The 15,910-nt window shown below is 69.7% G+C and carries 16 protein-coding genes and 1 pseudogene; 10 read left to right on the forward strand and 7 right to left on the reverse strand.

Features of this window, described 5'->3' with window-relative positions; all coding sequences use genetic code 11:
- Positions 1–97: 97 nt before the first annotated feature.
- Positions 98–1,042, reverse strand: coding sequence for a GNAT family N-acetyltransferase (locus tag FHU36_RS19300; protein ID WP_185085360.1), 945 nt, complete (start codon positions 1,040–1,042; stop codon positions 98–100).
- A gap of 197 nt (positions 1,043–1,239) precedes the next feature.
- On the reverse strand, positions 1,240–2,043 hold the full coding sequence (locus FHU36_RS19305) for an ArsR/SmtB family transcription factor (protein WP_246502499.1): 804 nt from the start codon (positions 2,041–2,043) through the stop codon (positions 1,240–1,242).
- A gap of 843 nt (positions 2,044–2,886) precedes the next feature.
- On the opposite strand from FHU36_RS19305, the gene FHU36_RS19310 reads away from it, so the two are divergent.
- From FHU36_RS19310 to FHU36_RS19335, 6 genes are read left to right on the forward strand one after another with little or no spacing between them, the layout of a single operon-like run.
- Entirely contained in the window at positions 2,887–3,636 is a 750-nt protein-coding gene (locus FHU36_RS19310) for a sulfite exporter TauE/SafE family protein (RefSeq protein ID WP_185085361.1), read from the forward strand.
- 2 nt (positions 3,637–3,638) lie between these two features.
- Positions 3,639–5,060 (forward strand): amidohydrolase family protein, encoded by a 1,422-nt coding sequence (locus FHU36_RS19315; RefSeq protein ID WP_221496446.1) that lies wholly within the window; start codon positions 3,639–3,641, stop codon positions 5,058–5,060.
- Positions 5,057–6,313: an MFS transporter gene (locus FHU36_RS19320; RefSeq protein ID WP_185085363.1), complete on the forward strand. Its 1,257-nt coding sequence runs from the start codon at positions 5,057–5,059 to the stop codon at positions 6,311–6,313. The genes FHU36_RS19315 and FHU36_RS19320 overlap by 4 nt, the downstream gene beginning before the upstream one ends.
- Entirely contained in the window at positions 6,310–7,029 is a 720-nt protein-coding gene (locus FHU36_RS19325; RefSeq protein WP_185085364.1) for a fumarylacetoacetate hydrolase family protein, read from the forward strand. The genes FHU36_RS19320 and FHU36_RS19325 overlap by 4 nt, the downstream gene beginning before the upstream one ends.
- On the forward strand, positions 7,007–7,897 hold the full coding sequence (locus FHU36_RS19330; protein ID WP_185085365.1) for a polysaccharide deacetylase family protein: 891 nt from the start codon (positions 7,007–7,009) through the stop codon (positions 7,895–7,897). The genes FHU36_RS19325 and FHU36_RS19330 overlap by 23 nt, the downstream gene beginning before the upstream one ends.
- Before the next feature lie 33 nt (positions 7,898–7,930).
- Complete coding sequence (locus tag FHU36_RS19335; RefSeq protein ID WP_185085366.1) at positions 7,931–8,593, forward strand: GntR family transcriptional regulator; 663 nt, start codon at positions 7,931–7,933, stop codon at positions 8,591–8,593.
- 547 nt (positions 8,594–9,140) lie between these two features.
- Here FHU36_RS19335 and FHU36_RS19340 read toward each other — a convergent pair.
- Positions 9,141–10,580 carry a membrane dipeptidase gene (locus FHU36_RS19340; protein ID WP_246502500.1) on the reverse strand — a complete coding sequence of 480 codons (1,440 nt, stop codon included), beginning with the start codon at positions 10,578–10,580 and terminating at the stop codon, positions 9,141–9,143.
- Positions 10,581–11,297: 717 nt separating this feature from the next.
- Between FHU36_RS19340 and FHU36_RS19345 the strand changes: the two genes are divergently transcribed.
- Entirely contained in the window at positions 11,298–12,137 is an 840-nt protein-coding gene (locus tag FHU36_RS19345; protein ID WP_185085368.1) for a hypothetical protein, read from the forward strand.
- 95 nt (positions 12,138–12,232) lie between these two features.
- Here the strand turns inward: FHU36_RS19345 and FHU36_RS43590 are convergent, their stop codons facing one another.
- Together FHU36_RS43590 and FHU36_RS43595 are read right to left on the reverse strand one after the other, a co-directional pair.
- Positions 12,233–12,622: a hypothetical protein gene (locus tag FHU36_RS43590; RefSeq protein WP_221496447.1), complete on the reverse strand. Its 390-nt coding sequence runs from the start codon at positions 12,620–12,622 to the stop codon at positions 12,233–12,235.
- The gene (locus FHU36_RS43595; RefSeq protein ID WP_221496448.1) at positions 12,619–12,879 is read right to left on the reverse strand and encodes a P-loop NTPase family protein; all 261 of its coding nucleotides are present in this window, start codon (positions 12,877–12,879) and stop codon (positions 12,619–12,621) included. Before FHU36_RS43595 ends, FHU36_RS43590 begins: the two co-directional genes overlap by 4 nt.
- 107 nt (positions 12,880–12,986) lie before the next feature.
- Here FHU36_RS43595 and FHU36_RS46405 point away from each other — a divergent pair, with 107 nt between their 5' ends.
- Both FHU36_RS46405 and FHU36_RS19355 read left to right on the forward strand, forming a co-directional pair.
- The gene (locus FHU36_RS46405) at positions 12,987–13,490 is read left to right on the forward strand and encodes a transposase (RefSeq protein ID WP_312891691.1); all 504 of its coding nucleotides are present in this window, start codon (positions 12,987–12,989) and stop codon (positions 13,488–13,490) included.
- Complete coding sequence (locus FHU36_RS19355) at positions 13,442–13,960, forward strand: RNA-guided endonuclease InsQ/TnpB family protein (RefSeq protein ID WP_312891956.1); 519 nt, start codon at positions 13,442–13,444, stop codon at positions 13,958–13,960. The genes FHU36_RS46405 and FHU36_RS19355 overlap by 49 nt, the downstream gene beginning before the upstream one ends.
- A gap of 176 nt (positions 13,961–14,136) precedes the next feature.
- On the opposite strand, the gene FHU36_RS19360 is transcribed toward FHU36_RS19355, so the two are convergent.
- The gene (locus FHU36_RS19360) at positions 14,137–14,631 is read right to left on the reverse strand and encodes a hypothetical protein (RefSeq protein WP_185085369.1); all 495 of its coding nucleotides are present in this window, start codon (positions 14,629–14,631) and stop codon (positions 14,137–14,139) included.
- A gap of 116 nt (positions 14,632–14,747) precedes the next feature.
- Here FHU36_RS19360 and FHU36_RS46410 point away from each other — a divergent pair.
- Positions 14,748–15,181 (forward strand): annotated as a pseudogene (locus FHU36_RS46410) (phosphotransferase); the annotation flags it as partial.
- Between the two features lie 254 nt (positions 15,182–15,435).
- Here FHU36_RS46410 and FHU36_RS19370 read toward each other — a convergent pair.
- Complete coding sequence (locus FHU36_RS19370; protein ID WP_185085370.1) at positions 15,436–15,819, reverse strand: hypothetical protein; 384 nt, start codon at positions 15,817–15,819, stop codon at positions 15,436–15,438.
- Positions 15,820–15,910 lie beyond the last annotated feature (91 nt).

Below are 15,910 nucleotides of genomic sequence, written 5' to 3' on the forward strand. Positions count from 1 at the left end.
CCCGCCTGATCAGCGCTGCCCGTCTCCACGCCCGAGGAGTCGGGGCGCCGACGACCGGGCGGCGCGGGGGAGAAGCCCCGCGGCGCCCGGTGCCCGGTCAGGACCAGGTCATGTTGAGCTCGCGTCCGTAGTTGACGTAGCCCGCCCGTGCGAAGGCCCCTGCCATCGGGGTGTTGCCGACGTCGGTGGCGGCTCTGATGCGGGGGACGCCCTGCTCGGCGAGGACCCGGGTGCCCTCGGCGAGGATGTCGTCGATGTAGCCGCGGCCGCGGTGGGCGGGCAGGACGGCGATGTAGGCGATGATCGGGTTGTAGCCGTTGTGGGCCGGGATGACGAACCCGACCGGCTCACCGCCGGGCAGTGTCGCGATCCGCCACCAGTCACGCGGGGTCCGGTATCGGGCCAGCTCGTCCTCGTAGTGGCGGGTGGCGGCCTCGTGGGCGGACATGCGCGTCAGCTCGTCGCGCCCGTGCGCGTCCAGGGTGCCGTCCATGACCGTGGTCATCAGGGACACGAGTTCGCCGGTGTCGTGGACGGGCCGAAACGTCAGGCGTCCGCTCGGTTGGGGGACCGGGGACTCCGGTCGCCATTCCAGGCGGAGCCGTTCGACGAGCAGTTTGGCGCCGGTCCGCTCCAGGACCGTCATGCGGTCCTCCACGACCGTGCGGGTCACCGCGTTCTCCCGCCAGCCGGGCGGGACGTACCGGGTGTACTCGGGGGGAGGCGAGCCGTCCGGGACGACGGCGGCCATCGCGGCACGCACCAGCCGCTCCCCGATGTCCACGCGCTCGGCGCCGGGAAGGCCGTCGTCGAGGTCGAGGACGTCGAGCAGGAACGGGGTGTCGCTGCCCGCCCTGCTCCACCAGGCGGCCCTGGCCAGCAGGCGGTCGCCGCGCAGGGCGACCCACATCCAGGCCGGCCGTCGCCGGCCGGCGTCGAGGTCGCCCGCCAGTTCGTCGTTGAGGACGTACGGCAGTGCGGAGAAGAGGTCGAGTTCGTCGCGTCCGGTGATGGGACGCAGGGTCAGGTCGTTCTGTCGCACGGTAAGGCACTCTCCGGTGAAGGCGCCCGTCCGCTCCGGGGTCAGCCGTGGTCGGCGTCCCGGGAGGACACAAGCGCGGTGATCGAGGACGTCATCGGCTTATCCCTCCTTCCACCGTTCGGGCCCCCTCGCTCGGGGGCGGCGCTCATGTCTATCCGACCCCACCCTGGTCCGCAAACCCTTTTTCCGGTGGCCCCCTATGGCTGCGGCAGCGGCTCACTGGTCTCGAGCAGCGTCTTGAGGCTGGACAGGATGTGCGGCCAGCCGCCGCTGACGGCCTCCAGCACGAGGCTGCCCGGGTCGAAGCCGTCGTGGACGACCGTCAGCTTCACCAAGGAGCCGGCCTCCTCGATCTCGAAGGTGACGGTGGAGCGGCGCTCGGCGTCCGCCCGCGCGATCCACTCGGCGTCGAGGCCGAACTTCTCGCCGAACGCGGGGGTGAAGACGTGCCAGGTGTAGGACAGCCGCCGGTACGGCTCGGCCTCCACCACCGTCTGCGCGGGATCGTCGAGCCTGAGCCCGTCCACCTCCCAGCTCATCGGCGAGCCGGGCTTCCAGTCGGTGGCGAAGATGGCCCCCCAGTAGCGGCGGGTGAAGGCGGGGTCGGTCAGCGCCTGCCACAGCCGTTCGGGAGTGGTGCTGATGTAGGTCGTGTACACGAACGAGGGCTCGCCCATCGGTGTCTCCTCCAGTGCGGTCTTCAGGTCGGCCAGCGCGCGGACCCGTTCGCGGTCGTAGCGGCGGATCCAGCGATCGGCGATGGCGTTGATCGGCTCGGCGTTGAGGTAGTGGAGCTTCTCCCGGCCCCGTTTCACCGTGGTGACCAGGTTGGCGGCCTCCAGGACGGCCAGGTGCTTGCTGACCGACTGGCGGGCCATGGCCAGCTCGCCGCACAGCTCGCGCAGGGTCTGGCCGTCGCGGGTGTTGAGACTGTCGAGCAGGCGTCTGCGACCGGCGTCGGCCAGCGCCTTGAACACGTCGTCCATCACATCCCCCAACATGCAGCCATTTGGCTGCTTTTTAGGCTAGCCCAGTCGGCACGACTCGTTCTACGAGAAGATGTACGACTTCTACGCCGGATTCCACGCCCTCGACCGCCCTCCATGCGAGACCCGGCGTGAGTGGGATGCCAAGGTCGAGGACGCCCGGCTGGCGAGCCTGGGCGGCGAGGTGGACCGCCCGCCGGCCGTGTTCGAGCAGGCCGCGCGCTTCGGCCGCGACCGCGCCTCGTTTCTGCACTTCCAGCTGCGGACCTTGTTGAGAGAGGAGGACGGTGACCCGTTCTACCGGCTGCTCACCAAGAGCGACAAGCGGACGGCGTCTACGCCGCCCGACGAGAGCTTGGCCGGACGCGTGCCCCCGACCATCAGGATCCGCAGCGTGATCGGTGGGAGGACGCTTCACGGCGGTCCGCCCAGACGGCCCGGCAGGTCGGCCACGTCGATGACGTCCTCTATCTGGGCAAGGACGTCCTCTACCTGGTCGCCGTACACGCTCGGATGGCAGCCCCGATACCAGGAATGCCGCCCGGCGGCCGGCCTCTGCCGCGCGGGGACCTCCCGCAACGCGGTCAGGAACCTCCCGAGGTCGCGCGTAGCGCGACCCGGTCGACGTCCGCGGCGCTTTCATGCCCGCGGCTGCGTCCCTGTGGGAGTCCTTCCACCACCCGGTACGCCGACTCGCGTTTCGCGAGCGCGCCCGCACGCTGCTGGAGCCTGTCACGCCGGATGGCGGGCGAGCTCCTCCGCCGGCAGTTCACAGCCGTTGGCGGCGCACTGTTGACATGCATTGCATGCAATGCATACGTTACCTCCCATGTCGCTGAGGCGAGAGAGGGAGGGACCGTGCCGGAGCTGCTGCATCTAGCCGTCCTCGCCGGGGCCGGCTTCCTGGCCGGCGCGGTGAACGGGGTGGCCGGCGGCGGCTCGCTGATCTCGTTTCCCGCCCTGCTGGCTCTCGGCTATCCGCCCCTGACGGCCAACGTCACCAGTGCGCTGTCCACCCTGCCGGGCTACGCGGGTGGGCTGGCCGGCTACCGTGCCGAGCTGGCCCAGGTACGTGGCCGCGTCCCTCGCCTGGCCGCAGCCAGCGTCGGGGGCGCGGCCTGCGGCTCCGCTGTCCTGCTGATCGCGCCCGCGGAGCACTTCGCGTCCGTCGTCCCGTTCCTCGTGCTGGTGTCCGTGGTGGCGCTGGCGGCACAGGGCATGGTGGCGCGACGGCTCGCCCGGGCCAGGGCGGCGGGCGGCGGATTCGGCCTCCTCGCCGCCCAGTTCGCGGTCTCGGTGTACGGGGGCTACTTCGCCGCCGGGCTCGGCGTCATGATGCTCGCCGTCCTCGGCGCGTTCCTCGCCGAGGACCTGCACCGACTCAACGCGCTCAAGGGAGCGCTGTCGCTGGTCGTCGGCTCTGTCTCCGCACTGTGCTTCGCCGCCTTCGGTCCCGTGCAGTGGCTGCCGGTCGCCGTCATGTCGCTCGCCGGTCTCGCCGGCGGCCGCGGCGGCGTGGTGCTCGCCCGGAGGGTGTCCCCAGGCGCCCTCCGCCAGCTCATCATCGTCGTCGGCCTCATCCTGTCCGTCGCGCTCTTCCTGAGGTGACCATGCTTCCCGAACGCACCGACCTGCTCGTCTCGGGCACGTATCTGATATCGATGGATCCGGGCGTCGGCGACCTGCCGCGCGCCGACGTGCTCGTCCGTGACGGCCGGATCGCCGGCGTACGCCCGCACGCGCCCGGCGGGCCTCGTGACTCCGGGTCCGCGGGCATACCGGTGATCGACGGGACCGGCACGGTCACCCTGCCCGGCTTCGTGGACACCCACTGGCACCTGTGGAACTCGCTGCTGCGCGGCACGGTCGGCGACCGACCGGGAACGGACTACTTCACGGTCAAGCGGGCACTCGCGCCGCACTTCGAAGTCGAGGACTTCTACTGGGCGGCCCGGCTGGGGCTGGCCGAGGCGGTCAACGGCGGCATCACCTCGGTGCACAACTTCGACCACAACGTCCGCGACCCCGAGGACGCCGACGCCAACATCCGGGCGCATCTCGACTCCGGCCTGCGTGGCCGCTTCTCCTACGGCCCGCCTGACTCCGCCCCACCGGACGCCACCAACGACCTGGACGACCTGGCGGCGCTGCGTACCCGCTGGCCGGACTCCCGGCTCGACGGGCGCCTGGACTTCGGCGTCGCGGTGCGCGGACCGTACCGCACCCCTCCCCAGGTCTACGAGCGGGAGTGGGAGACGGCGCGCGCCCTCGGCCTGCCGATCACCATGCACTGCGACAGGTGCCTGCGAGAAGAGGGCTGCCGGAGCTGCGGCCTGACCCGACTCGAAGAGCTCGGCCTGCTCGGAGAGGACGTGCAGATCATCCACGCGGTGCACGCCGGCGAGCAGGACATCCAGGCGCTCGCCCGCACCCGCACCCGGGTGTCGCTGAGCCCCATGACCGAGATGCGGACGATGGGCTTCCCGCTGCTGACCGAACTGCTCGACGCCGGTGTGCGCGTGTCGCTGTCCCTGGACACCCTCGCCATGCCCACCAGCGCCGACATCCTCGGCCACCTGCGCGCCATCGTCTCGGTCGAGGCCGCCCGCACCGGCTCGGCCACGGTGACACCCCGCAGGCTGCTCCGGCTCGCGACCCTCGACGGCGCCCATGACCTCGGGCTGCAGGACGTCACCGGCTCCATCACACCCGGCAAACGAGCCGACATGGTGATCCTGCGCTCCACCGACATCAACCTGACGCCCTCCGGCGACCCCGTGGAGGCCCTCGTCTACACCGGCCAGATCGACAACATCGACACGGTCATCGCCGACGGCCGCATCCTCAAACGGCATGGACGGCGCACCCTCGCCGACGGCGAGCAGGACCCCGTCACCGTGGCGATCGCCCGCCGCGACGCGCTGCTGCGCAGGGCCGCGGCGGCCGGCGACTGGCACCTGCCGCCCGTCGCCGCCGACACCCCCGCCGGCCAGGGGCCGGCGACCATCGCACAGGAAAGAAGCCGCCCATGAGTGCCACCCCCGCCTCCCGGCCCCCGATCCAGCGCAGCGAAACCCTGGCCCCCCGCGCCGCCGTGGCCATGTTCGGCCTGCTCCTGGTCGCCTACGCCGTCAACGCCATGGATCGCATGGTCTTCCCCGTCCTGCTCGTCGAGGTCCGCGCCGAGTACGGCTTCAGCCTCGAGGCGGCGGGGCTGCAGGCCACCGTCTTCGCCCTCGGCATGGGCCTGGCCGGGTTGCCCGCCGGACGGCTGCAACGCCTGCTCGGCCGCAAGCGGACGATCGTAGCCGGCACCGTGGTCTTCTCGGTCGCGACCGCCCTGACGGCCGCGTCGGCCGGATTCGCCGACATGCTGCTGTGGCGCGTGCTGTCCGGCGCGGGGGAGGCGCTCCAGCTCGCCGCGATCATCACGGTGGCCTCCAGCGCCTTCCCCGCCCGCCGCGGAGTGGCGATCGGCAGCGTCAACATGGCCTTCGCCGCCGGATCGGTCATCGGCCCGGCGTTCGGTGCGAGCCTGCTGGAGGACTACGGCACCTGGCGGGCGCCGATGCTGGCCTACGGAGCCATCGGCGTCATCCTCGCCGTGGCCGTCGTGCTGCTCGTCTCGCCCCTGCTCACCGAGGCGGAGCCGTCCGCGGCGGCCGCCGCGCACATCGGCGGCGCCGCCTCGCTGCTGTCACGCAACCCCCTCGTGCTCGCCGCCGTCATCACCCTCTTCGGGCTGGCCGACTTCGCCTTCATCGGCCTGTACGCCAGCTACCTGCGTGAGGAACTGGGCTTCGGCTCCGGAAGCGCCGGGTTCGTCGTCGGGCTGTCCGGGCTGGCGGCTTTCGCCTCCCCGCTGGGCGGCCACTTGGTGGACCGGTTCAGCCCCAGGGTCGTGCTCGCGGCCCTGAACGTCGCCGTCGCGGCGTGCGGGTGCGCGCTGTTCCTGGGGCCCGGCTCGGCCGGCTGGCAGGGGACGTTCTCGTTCCTGTTCGGGCTGTTCGCCAGCAGCGGCGTGTACGTCGCCGCGGCGGGCTACCTCGTCAAGTCCGTCGACGCGGCGAACGTCAGCCGTGCGGCCGGCATGTTCGTCACCTGCGTCTACGTCGCCGCGAGTGTCGCCGGGCTGTTGTTCAGCAGTCTGGTCGCCACGGCCGGCTGGACCGTCGCGGCCATGGTGCAGATCGTCGGCTTCTCGGCCGTCGGCGCCGCCCTGGCCCTCGCCCTGCGCCCTGATCTGTTCAGCACCACCACCACACCAGCACGGGATCACTCATGACCACATTGCTCTGGCCGCCAGCCCAGGTCGCCCTGCCCGTCGCCGGACGGAGCGAGGGGTTCCCCGTCCGTCGCGTCTACTGCGTCGGGCGCAACTACCTCGACCACATCCGCGAGATGCGCGAGGGCGACGAGCGCGACGACCCCTTCTTCTTCCAGAAGCCCGCCGACGCGGTGGTGCCGGACGGCGCGGTCGTTCCCTACCCTCCCCAGACCACCGACCTGCAGTTCGAGGGCGAGCTTGTCGTCGCCATCGGCACGCCCGGTTCGGACATCGCCCCGCAGGACGCGCTCGGGCACGTCTTCGGGTTCGCCGCGGGCATCGACCTGACCCGCCGGGACCTGCAGCGCCGCTGCCGTGAGATGGCCCACCCCTGGGAGGCCGGCAAGTCGTTCGACCACTCCGCACCCTGCGGCCTCATCCAGCCCGTCGAGGAGGCCGCCTGGACCCTGTCCGGTGAGCTGCGGCTGAGCGTCAACGGCGACCTCCGGCAGCACACCGGGCTGAAGCTGATGATCTGGGACGTCCCCGAGATCATCAGCCACCTGTCCCGCTCGTACCGGCTGATGCCCGGCGACCTCATCTACACCGGCACACCGGCGGGTGTCGCCCCCGTCCGGCCCGGCGACCGGATCCACGTCGAGATCACCGGCCTGCCTACCCTCACCGTGACCATCACCGAAGGAGACACCCATGCGTCCCAGCGAACGGCTTGAGTACGACCCCATCGAGGGCCGTCCCGCGCTCACCCTGCCCGGCGGCAACCGGATGGTGGTGTGGGTCATCGTCAACGTGGAGACCTGGTCCGACACCGATCCCATGCCGCGGACCGTTCTCACCCCGCCGGCGGGTGGCATCCCAGCCCCCGACGTGCCCAACTGGGCCTGGCACGAGTACGGCAACCGCGTCGGGTTCTGGCGCATGCTACGGGTGCTGGATCGCCACGGGGTGCGGGCGGCGCTGGCCGTCAACGGCCAGGCCGTCGAGCACTATCCGCAGATCACCCGGGCGGCGCTCGACCGCGGCTGGGAGTTCGTCGGCCACGGGTTCACGCAGAAGAACATGCAGAAGGTCGAGGACGAGCGAGCCGACATCCGCGCCACCACCCGCGTCATCGAGGCGGCCACCGGCGCCCGGCCGCGCGGCTGGCTCGGTCCCGGCCTGACAGAGACCTGGGAGACGCCCGACATCCTCGTCGAGGAGGGCTACGAGTACGTCTGCGACTGGGTGCTCGACGACCAGCCCGTCGAGCTGGCCACCCGGACGTCGCCCATCGTGAACATCCCGTACACGCAAGAGTGCAACGACGTGGCGATGATGTTGATCCAGCACCATCCGGCCCGCGAGTACCTCCAGCGCGCGACCGACCAGTTCGATCAGCTCCACCTCGACTCCGCCGGGTCGGCACGGGTGATGGCGCTGGTCGTGCACCCGTACATCATGGGTGCGCCGCATCGCCTGAAGTACTTCGACCAGGCGCTGGCGCACATCCGGGCCCACCACGACGTGGAGTTCTGGACCGGCGGGCAGATCCTCGACTGGTACCGCCACGCCACGGCCGCCACGCTCGTCGGCAGTCCATGATCAAGGTGCTTGCATGCAACGTATACTGATCGCATGGCGAGCACTCCCGACTCCCAGCCCGGCAGCGCCCAGGCGGTCTACGCGGCCCTGCGTCGCAGGTTCTCCGACGGTGTGTACGCGCCCGGCCAGCGGCTCACCGAAACGGTCCTGGCGGCGGACCTCGGAGTCAGCCGGACACCGATCCGCGAGGCCATCGGCCGGCTGCTGACCGACGGGTTGGTCGTCCCCGCCGCCCGGGGCGTCGCCGTCGCGGCGCTCACCCCGGGCGAGGCGGAGCACCTGTTCGTGCTGCGCGCCGACCTGGAAGCCCTGGCGGCGGAGCTCGCCGCCGGCCGGCAGGCGCAGGGCCGCCTCGCCCCCGCCGAGGTCAACGCCCTCGATCGAGCCGTGGACCAGGTGGAGTCCGCGGTGAAAGCTCACGATCCGCGCGCATCCGCCCAGGCCAACCTGGCCCTGCACCGCGCCATCGGCGCGGCGGCGGGCAATCCGTTCCTGGAGGAGGCCCTGCACCGCGTCTGGGATAGGATCGCTGTCACGACCGTAGCCAATCTGGACGATCCCCACTGGGCCGGCGCGATCACCGAGCAACACCGGGCCATCGTCTCGGCGATCCGGGCGGGCGATCCGGCAGCCGCCCGGCGCACCGCGAAGGCCCACATCGAGGCAGCCTGGAGCGCCTACAGACCGCTCGCCTGACGAGTCGCCAGGCCGCCCCACGATTTCGCCGCCGGCCCCCGACAGCGCGATCGACCAGAACCCGCAGGGGCGTCGGCACGCCGACGCCCCTGCGGCGATCGACCAGGCCGGCGGGCTGTGGCGGGCAGGGAGCCTGGCCGACAAGCCGGTGACGGCATTCACCTCGGCGTTCAACCGGCACGGCGGCGGCGAGGCCACGCTCTTGTCGCTGGGCGACGTCTTCTACCACTGGGGGCGCTCATCGTCCCGCCTGGATTCACCGACCCGGCCGGGTACGCCGCAGGCGGCAACCCCTGCGGCACATCGTTCGCGACCGGCCCGAGCGGAGACGGCCCGGACGCCGCGGCGCTGGAAGCGGCCAGGTACCAGGGACGGCGCCTGGCCGAGATCACGATCCGGCTGCTGCGGGACGACCGCGTCACCGACGCCGCCGCGGACGACGGGAATCCCCGCACGACCATGGCCGGAACAACCTCCCAGACCGCGTGAACGACGGGTCGGCAAGGAGGGAAGTCATGACAAGCACCGGCACGGCTGACTCGAGGCGTCAGGTCTGCCTGCGGGCCTCGGCTCCTCCCCACGTCTTCAGATACGCCTCGGCTCCGGCCAGCATGTCCTGGGCGAACTCGTCACCGGCGTACTCGCGCATGTCCTCCATCCAGTCAGGGACCAGGCCGTAGTGGGCCACGCCGTCGGTGTTGACGTCCCAGACCCGGTCACCGGTGCGCAGACGGTCGAGCGTGACCGCACCGTCGAGCGACGTGAACGGATAGGTGACCGCGCCGCCTTGGCGCGATCCCGGGAGCGGGCCCATGCCGTTGGTGTCGAGGCCGTAGCCGTAGCCGGGGTGACCGAACTCGTCACGCAGCGGCTTCGTCGCGCGCCAGCCGGCGGTGAAGGAGTCGGCGGGCGAGCCGTACGCGGTCACCATGCCGCCGAGCCGGTAGATACGGCGGAAGTAGCTGGGGTCCGCCCAGCTGTGTGAGGAGATGACGCCCGGATACTTGACGCTCTCCAGCAGGTCGAGTGTCTGGGCGGCGGCCTTGACGCTCATGTGGTCGAGCTCGACGAGCATGCCGCGTCTCATCATCCCCTGGACCATGTAGGCGCCCAGCGAGGTCAGGCCTCTGGTGTTGCAGTGCGGCGCCGGAGGATAGACCGGCAGGCCGACGCCGGGCGGCAGCCACTTGGCCACCTCGGGCGGCAGCACTCCGGCCGGGTCGATCGTGTTGTCGTGCTCGGGTCCCGTGCACGACTTGGCGTTCCAGAAGGAGCCGCTCGCCAGGAGGTTGCCGATGTTGACGATCACTCCGGTGGTCCCGGAGTCGAACCGGACGCCGCACAGGGCGTTGTCGTACTTGTGGCAGACGAACATGCTGCGGACACCGATCTCGTACATCTCGTCCAGGCCGCGGTCGATCTGCGCCTTGGTGCAGTGCGGGACACCCCAGGTCTGGCGGCAGCCGAACGGCTCGGAGGTCTCGATGCCCAGGACCACGGCGAGCTTGCCGGTCGCGATCACCTGCCTGGCCTCGGCGGTGGACTTCACCACCCGGAACCAGCCCCGGCCCGGACCGCCGCTCTGGGCGTCGATGTGGTCCTGGAGTTCGAAGGTGCGCTGCGCCTCCAGCTTGAGCGTGGCCATCTCGTCGCAGGTGTTGCGCTTGAGCGGGTAGATCTCGCAGAGCTGCCGGTTGGCGACCAGGTCGTTGACGAAGATCCGGAGCCCGCCACGCCAGGCCCGTTCGAGCCACTTGTAGTAGCCCTGCTGGTGCGTGAGGGAGTCGTGGGCCGGCCAGTCCTTGAACGTCGGCCAGCCGACCGGGTCGTGCTTGCCCACAGGGGTGCCGTGCCGGGTGAAGTTCTCGAACCAGGCGAGCGATCCGTCGGGCTGGTGGTCGGGGCAGTCGACCAAGGCGTGCTCGATGCCGTCGGGGTCGAACGGCTTGCCACAGATGAGGCTGCCGCCGAATGCCTCGTTTGCCATGAGATGGCTGTGGGCGTCGACGAAGCCGCGGACCGGGTTCGCGGATCCCGCTGGTTGCCCGACCGCCCCGACCTCAGATTCTGGGGCGGTCTGAGCGGTGGCGGTGGGCCCCGCCAGAGTCAGGGTGGCCAGCAAGGCCACCCCGACGATCCTGGTGATGTCGCGTAACATGAGCGCACCTCACGAATCGGTTGATTCAGCGTCCGCCTTCGTTACTCGCCCGTCAAGACGTAAGCCCGACTCGAATCTCGCCGCCAGGGGCGCCTGGCCGCCAAGAGGCGCATCAGCCGGCGTATCCGCCGCCGGAGATGGGCCCGTACGTCTGCCAGAGCCGGTTCCCGTGGATGCTCCGGTGGCACCGTGGGCATCGGATACCGCCGTCCGCCCGTCTCCAGCACGCACTCGGGCGCCGCGCGGGCGCCGCCAGCTGACGGCGTTTCCCTGGACACCGGCGCACAAGATCATATAGAGAGGACCAGCACTCCTTCCTCCCTCCGATCGGAATCCCGCGTGTTCCCATCACCTAGGTCATCGCTGCCACGCCCGGAAGCCGCTCCCGCCCCGGCTTTCGGGGCCCGGACGCACCGCGCCGTCCGCGCGGTGACGGCGGTCGCGGTCGCGATACTCCTCCTCGTCACGACTGCCAACGACCAGGGGCCGGAGAAGGTCACTTCCGCCGCGTCGAAGGAGTGCGCTCCCTGGAAGATGTCTGTGTACATGAACAAGCAGCCCGCGCCCGGGGAGCGGGAGGCCGCGTTCATCTGCGCGAACAGGCAGCGCCTGGTCTTCAACGGCCACTACGCCCACGTCCCCGACGCAAGGCTGCTCAAGATCGGCCGGCGCCTGTGCCAGGTCTCGCTGCGTGACGACTCGCGGGAGATGCACACCGTCATGGAGACGTGGGGTTTCGTGGTCAACACGGAGGAGAACACCAAGGCGCTTGGCTATCTGTGCCCGGCACTCAACCGGCGCCAGTGGGCGAAGGATGAGGCGCTGCGGCAGCAGCAACACGACGTCATCACGACCGCCGAGCGGCGGTGCGCCTCTGCCCCGGAGCACCGGCCGCGGACCCGCCCCGTACTGCGGGACAGGGAGATGTTGTGGGTGGCGGAGCTGGGCATGCTCGTCATCTGGGAGGAAGGATCGCAGGACGACGTCTACCCGTCATCTCTGGCCAAGGCGTCCGCCAACAAGGTGGTCGGAGCCACACCCGGTGATCTCACCATTCTCACCGCTGACACCGACAAGCATGTTTGCGTCGCCGTCGAGGCGTACGCCAGACGCCCTCCCGTGGAGGTCGAAGGCTGGGAGAAGGTCGTCGAGGTCGGATATCGGAGCACCGCCGGAGAGATGGTGTTCACCGGCGAGGACGAGGAGGGGAACATGATCGAGGTCGACGAACTACCCGATCTGGCCATCCGCGGCGCCGGCCGCTACCGGGTGCGGGTCCACATGCGGGGGGCGAAAGCGGCTCTGGCCGACGACGGAGACGCTCGACAGCAGTTCCTCGTCGTCGTCTATCCCGGGGACTCCAGGCGGACCAAGATCTACAGGTAGCTCCGCTCTCGCCTCCCAGAAGGGAGAACAGCTGCCACGGGGAACCACCAGGGGCAGATGGCCGGCCGACGAAGGCTCGGGCGTGCGGGCGGCCGTCATGATGAGGTCAATCGTGAGCGCCAGCAGCAGGCAGCGCGCGGACTGAAAACCTCAGCCCGTGATGAGGATGACTTCCAACGACACAGGCCAAGACGAGACCGGCCGACGACAGCGCCGAGTTCGAGGCGTTCGGCCCGGACGATGACGAGGACGAGGACGAGGAAGGCAGCGTCGGCGGCGGTATGAGCGCCGCGGCGGTGGAACGCGCGTGGCTGGGCGATCTTCACCAGTACGTGGGGGCGCATCCGCCGCCGGTAGGTGGCCACGTAGCGGAGTACTGGCCAGTTGATGCGGTTGTAGACACCTGAGGTGTGCTGGCCGGCGCCGTGTCGGGCCTGGCGGGACAGGACGCCCCACAGGGCGACGGGGGTGGGGACGTCCGTCATGACCACGGTGTCGCACGCGCCTGCAGTCGCACTTGCAGCGTGGAGTTGTAGTTGCCGTCAATGATCCATCGCGGCTCGGCGACCAGTTCCCGCTGGACGGCCTCGAACTTCTCCTGCGGCAGCGGGTTCCACTCGTCGTCGTAGTACACCGCGTCCAGATGGGTGACCGGCGCAGCCAGGATGCGGCCAAGTTCGCCCGCCACGTGCGACTTGCCGCTGCCGCCGGAGCCGACGACGGCGACCCGCTTCATCTGCATGATGCTCCACGATAACCGGGACCGTTGTGACCGGTAGGGGAACCGTCCCTCGCGTTGAAACGACGCGGCGGGGCTGGGCTAGAAGAGGGCCATAGACATACCCCTCAATGCCTCGCTCCGGCTGGAAGTCCAAGGACCGCAGCCGCCCCGCGTTCCGGTTCCCCGAGGGCGGCAAGATCGTTGTGGAGCGGCTGAACCGGCGCTGGGCGCGGGCGAAACTGCCCAAGTTGGGCTGGGTCCGTTTCCGCTGGAGCCGCCGGCTGGGTGGGGCAGTCAAGAACGCCACCGTGATGCGGGAGGGCCGCCACTGGTATATCAGCTTCCTTGTCGGTGACGGCGAGCAGCCACCCGCCCGGCACGCCAAGCCCGGCACCTGGATCGGTGTGGACCGCGGCGTCGCGAAGATCGTGACCACCAGCGAGGGCAGGTTCCACCACCAGGTGTTCGCCCGCGGACGGGAGGTCGAGCACGCCGCCAAGCTGCAGCGGGACCTGGCCCGCACGACCAAGGGCAGCAACCGGCGCAAGCGCGCCGCCAGGCGGGTGGGGGCGTTCACCGTGAGATCCGCAGGCGTCGTGAGGACTTCGCTGCCCAAACCGCTGACGCCTTGACCCGCGACCATGATCTGATCGTGTTCGAGGCGTTGAAGACGAAGAACATGACCGCCACAGCCAAACCCGTGCCAGACCCCGACCGGCCCGGGGCGTTCCTGCCCAACGGAGCGGCGGCGAAGTCCGGCCTGAACCGGTCCATCCTGGACAAGGGCTGGCACCGCATCGAGGTGGCCACCCGCAGTAAGGCCCGCTACACGGGTAGTTGCGTGGTTACTGTCAACCCGGCGTACACGAGTCAGACGTGCAACGTGTGCAAGGTGGTGGATTGGACGTCCCGCGAGAGCCAAGCGGTCTTCCGGTGCACTTCTTGCGGACATGCCGAGCATGCTGATGTGAACGCGGCCAAGAACATCCTCACCGCCGGGAGGGCGGAGCACGCACAGGCCAGACCGGCTGTGCGGGCTGGGGCGCGCAAACCACGCAGCCGCGTGGGCCGGAAGGCGAACCGCCAAGCGGCAGTAGCCTAGGCCACCGCGCAGACGGAGCCCGAGCTGGCTGGAATCCCCCGACTTCAGTCGTGGGGAGCGCTTCAATTGGCAGATCAAGGCCTGTTCGCAGGCATCCGGCCGGTCCAGGAGCCAGGTGCCGGAATCGGGCGGGCGGGTGTCGGGCCTGGTCATGTCCACCGCCAGGACGCCACACGTCACATTTTGAAGTGGGTCCAGCCCGCCCGCCACGTTCCGTAAGTCTTGGGGCCTGGCGGATAGCAGCCGCCGGCGTAGCACAGCGCAGTGCTCTTGATTAGACGGCTTACCTTTCCAGATTCGGCGCCGTAGTGGATGCTTTGCCAGTAATACTGGTTCTTACCAGTCTGGTATCGCCTGCCGCAGGGTTCCTCGACGTACGCGATGCCGAAGGATCGCTCTCGCGAGTAGCTGACCATTCTGTCGGGCGTCGGCTTTACATTCTTGACGAATACCGTGTCGTATTTACGTCGAGGAGAAAGGTTGACGTTATACTTCCGCATCTTGGAGCCCTTTGTGCAGGTCTGGTTCTTCCACACCGCGAAGAGGTAGTACGGAGGCGATGCCGCAGCCGATTGTGGTGTGGCCGCTACTACGCCGGTGGCGATCATGGAAAACGCCAGGCCAATGCCCAGCCTCTTGGCCGCACCCTGTAAAGCGGTTGGCTTCGACATTCGCTCTTCCCTCCTACGCGTGATGCAGACGGAAGAAACGATAGAGATCGTGGGTATGTTCTGAGTATGTCGGGCCTATGTCGGGGGGCACGGCCGCGAATACACTGCTGTGACGAATAGCCGGTCATCACGCGCATACCGAGATCGAGATCAGCGCGGAGTTGGTGCGGGATCTGCTGCGCGACCAGCGCCCCGACCTGGCCGATTACCCTGTGAGGCTCGGCGCGCGGGGCTGGGCCAACCAGCTCTGGCGGCTCGGCGACGACCTCGCCGTCCGTTTGCCCTGGGCGACGCCGTCCGCGGACGTGACGCTGCGCAAGGAGCACACCTGGGTGCCCTCCCTCGCCCCGCGCCTTCGCTGCCGGTTCCCGTCCCGCAACGCCTCGGCGAGCCCTCCGCCCTGTTTCCACGACCCTGGATCGTCACCACCTGGGTGCCGGGCGAGCCTGCCGACCGCGCCCCCGTCACGCGCGCCGCGGAGGCTGCCGACACCCTGGCCGCCTTCCTGACCGCTCTGCACCAACCGGCCCCCGAACAGGCGCCGCCGGCACCCTGGCCCGCGCCGCCGCGCTCTGAGAAGGCGTCCAGGGCCGACGCCCTCGAAAGGGCCGGCGTCGCGGTGTCCGACTGACGGGCCGTCCCCAACGAGCCCCGGGAACTGACCATCCGACCGGAGCACGCGCCCGGCGACTACTACGAAGTGCACGTCGTGGCGGGAAGACTCAAGCGGGCTGAGTTCCGTGGTTCGGCGTGCCCGACGACATGGGTGACGGCGATTCGGATCGCCGTCACCCCGTCGGGAGGTTACGCGGGGGGCTGGGAGACGACGACCACGTGGGTGGTCTTCGCCGGCTCGATTGTCGAGTTCCCCACCAGCTGGATGACGTACGTGTGCTTGCCGGCCGTCGGCGGAGTGTCAGCGAAACTGAACGACCCGTCGGCAGCGGCAGTCATCTTGGCCAGGACTTTCGAGGTAGTGCCATCGGGGTTGGAGACGTTACGTACGACGGTGACAATGGTGAGCGGGAAGGTGATGCCGTCGGCGGCGAACGTTCCGTTGAATTCGAGTCGCTCGCCGACGACGCCGGTGGCCGGGCCGGTCACCGTGAGCACCGGCTGGTACAGGCCCACCTCGACGGTGGCCGAGGCGCCGCTGCCCCTGAACCATGAGTTGCCCGGCCAGTACAACCGATATTCGTGCGACCCCCATTTCGGTGCGGTATCGAGGTTCTGAGTGGTCGGCGGCTAGATGATTGATGCAAAGGCGTAGCTGCGGAGA

Source organism: Nonomuraea muscovyensis (assembly GCF_014207745.1).
Lineage (GTDB): Bacteria > Actinomycetota > Actinomycetes > Streptosporangiales > Streptosporangiaceae > Nonomuraea > Nonomuraea muscovyensis.

What these genes read in the sequence shown, in the direction of transcription:
- FHU36_RS19330 (WP_185085365.1), top strand. Translation starts at nt 7,007, where the DNA reads ATGCGTCCCAGCGAACGGCTTGAGTACGACCCCATCGAGGGCCGTCCC.
- FHU36_RS46405 (WP_312891691.1), top strand. Translation starts at nt 12,987, where the DNA reads ATGCCTCGCTCCGGCTGGAAGTCCAAGGACCGCAGCCGCCCCGCGTTC.
- FHU36_RS19305 (WP_246502499.1), bottom strand. Translation starts at nt 2,043, where the DNA reads ATGTTGGGGGATGTGATGGACGACGTGTTCAAGGCGCTGGCCGACGCC.
- FHU36_RS19345 (WP_185085368.1), top strand. Translation starts at nt 11,298, where the DNA reads ATGAACAAGCAGCCCGCGCCCGGGGAGCGGGAGGCCGCGTTCATCTGC.
- FHU36_RS19315 (WP_221496446.1), top strand. Translation starts at nt 3,639, where the DNA reads ATGCTTCCCGAACGCACCGACCTGCTCGTCTCGGGCACGTATCTGATA.
- FHU36_RS43590 (WP_221496447.1), bottom strand. Translation starts at nt 12,622, where the DNA reads ATGACGGACGTCCCCACCCCCGTCGCCCTGTGGGGCGTCCTGTCCCGC.
- FHU36_RS19340 (WP_246502500.1), bottom strand. Translation starts at nt 10,580, where the DNA reads ATGGCAAACGAGGCATTCGGCGGCAGCCTCATCTGTGGCAAGCCGTTC.
- FHU36_RS19360 (WP_185085369.1), bottom strand. Translation starts at nt 14,631, where the DNA reads ATGTCGAAGCCAACCGCTTTACAGGGTGCGGCCAAGAGGCTGGGCATT.
- FHU36_RS19325 (WP_185085364.1), top strand. Translation starts at nt 6,310, where the DNA reads ATGACCACATTGCTCTGGCCGCCAGCCCAGGTCGCCCTGCCCGTCGCC.
- FHU36_RS19320 (WP_185085363.1), top strand. Translation starts at nt 5,057, where the DNA reads ATGAGTGCCACCCCCGCCTCCCGGCCCCCGATCCAGCGCAGCGAAACC.
- FHU36_RS19335 (WP_185085366.1), top strand. Translation starts at nt 7,931, where the DNA reads ATGGCGAGCACTCCCGACTCCCAGCCCGGCAGCGCCCAGGCGGTCTAC.
- FHU36_RS43595 (WP_221496448.1), bottom strand. Translation starts at nt 12,879, where the DNA reads ATGCAGATGAAGCGGGTCGCCGTCGTCGGCTCCGGCGGCAGCGGCAAG.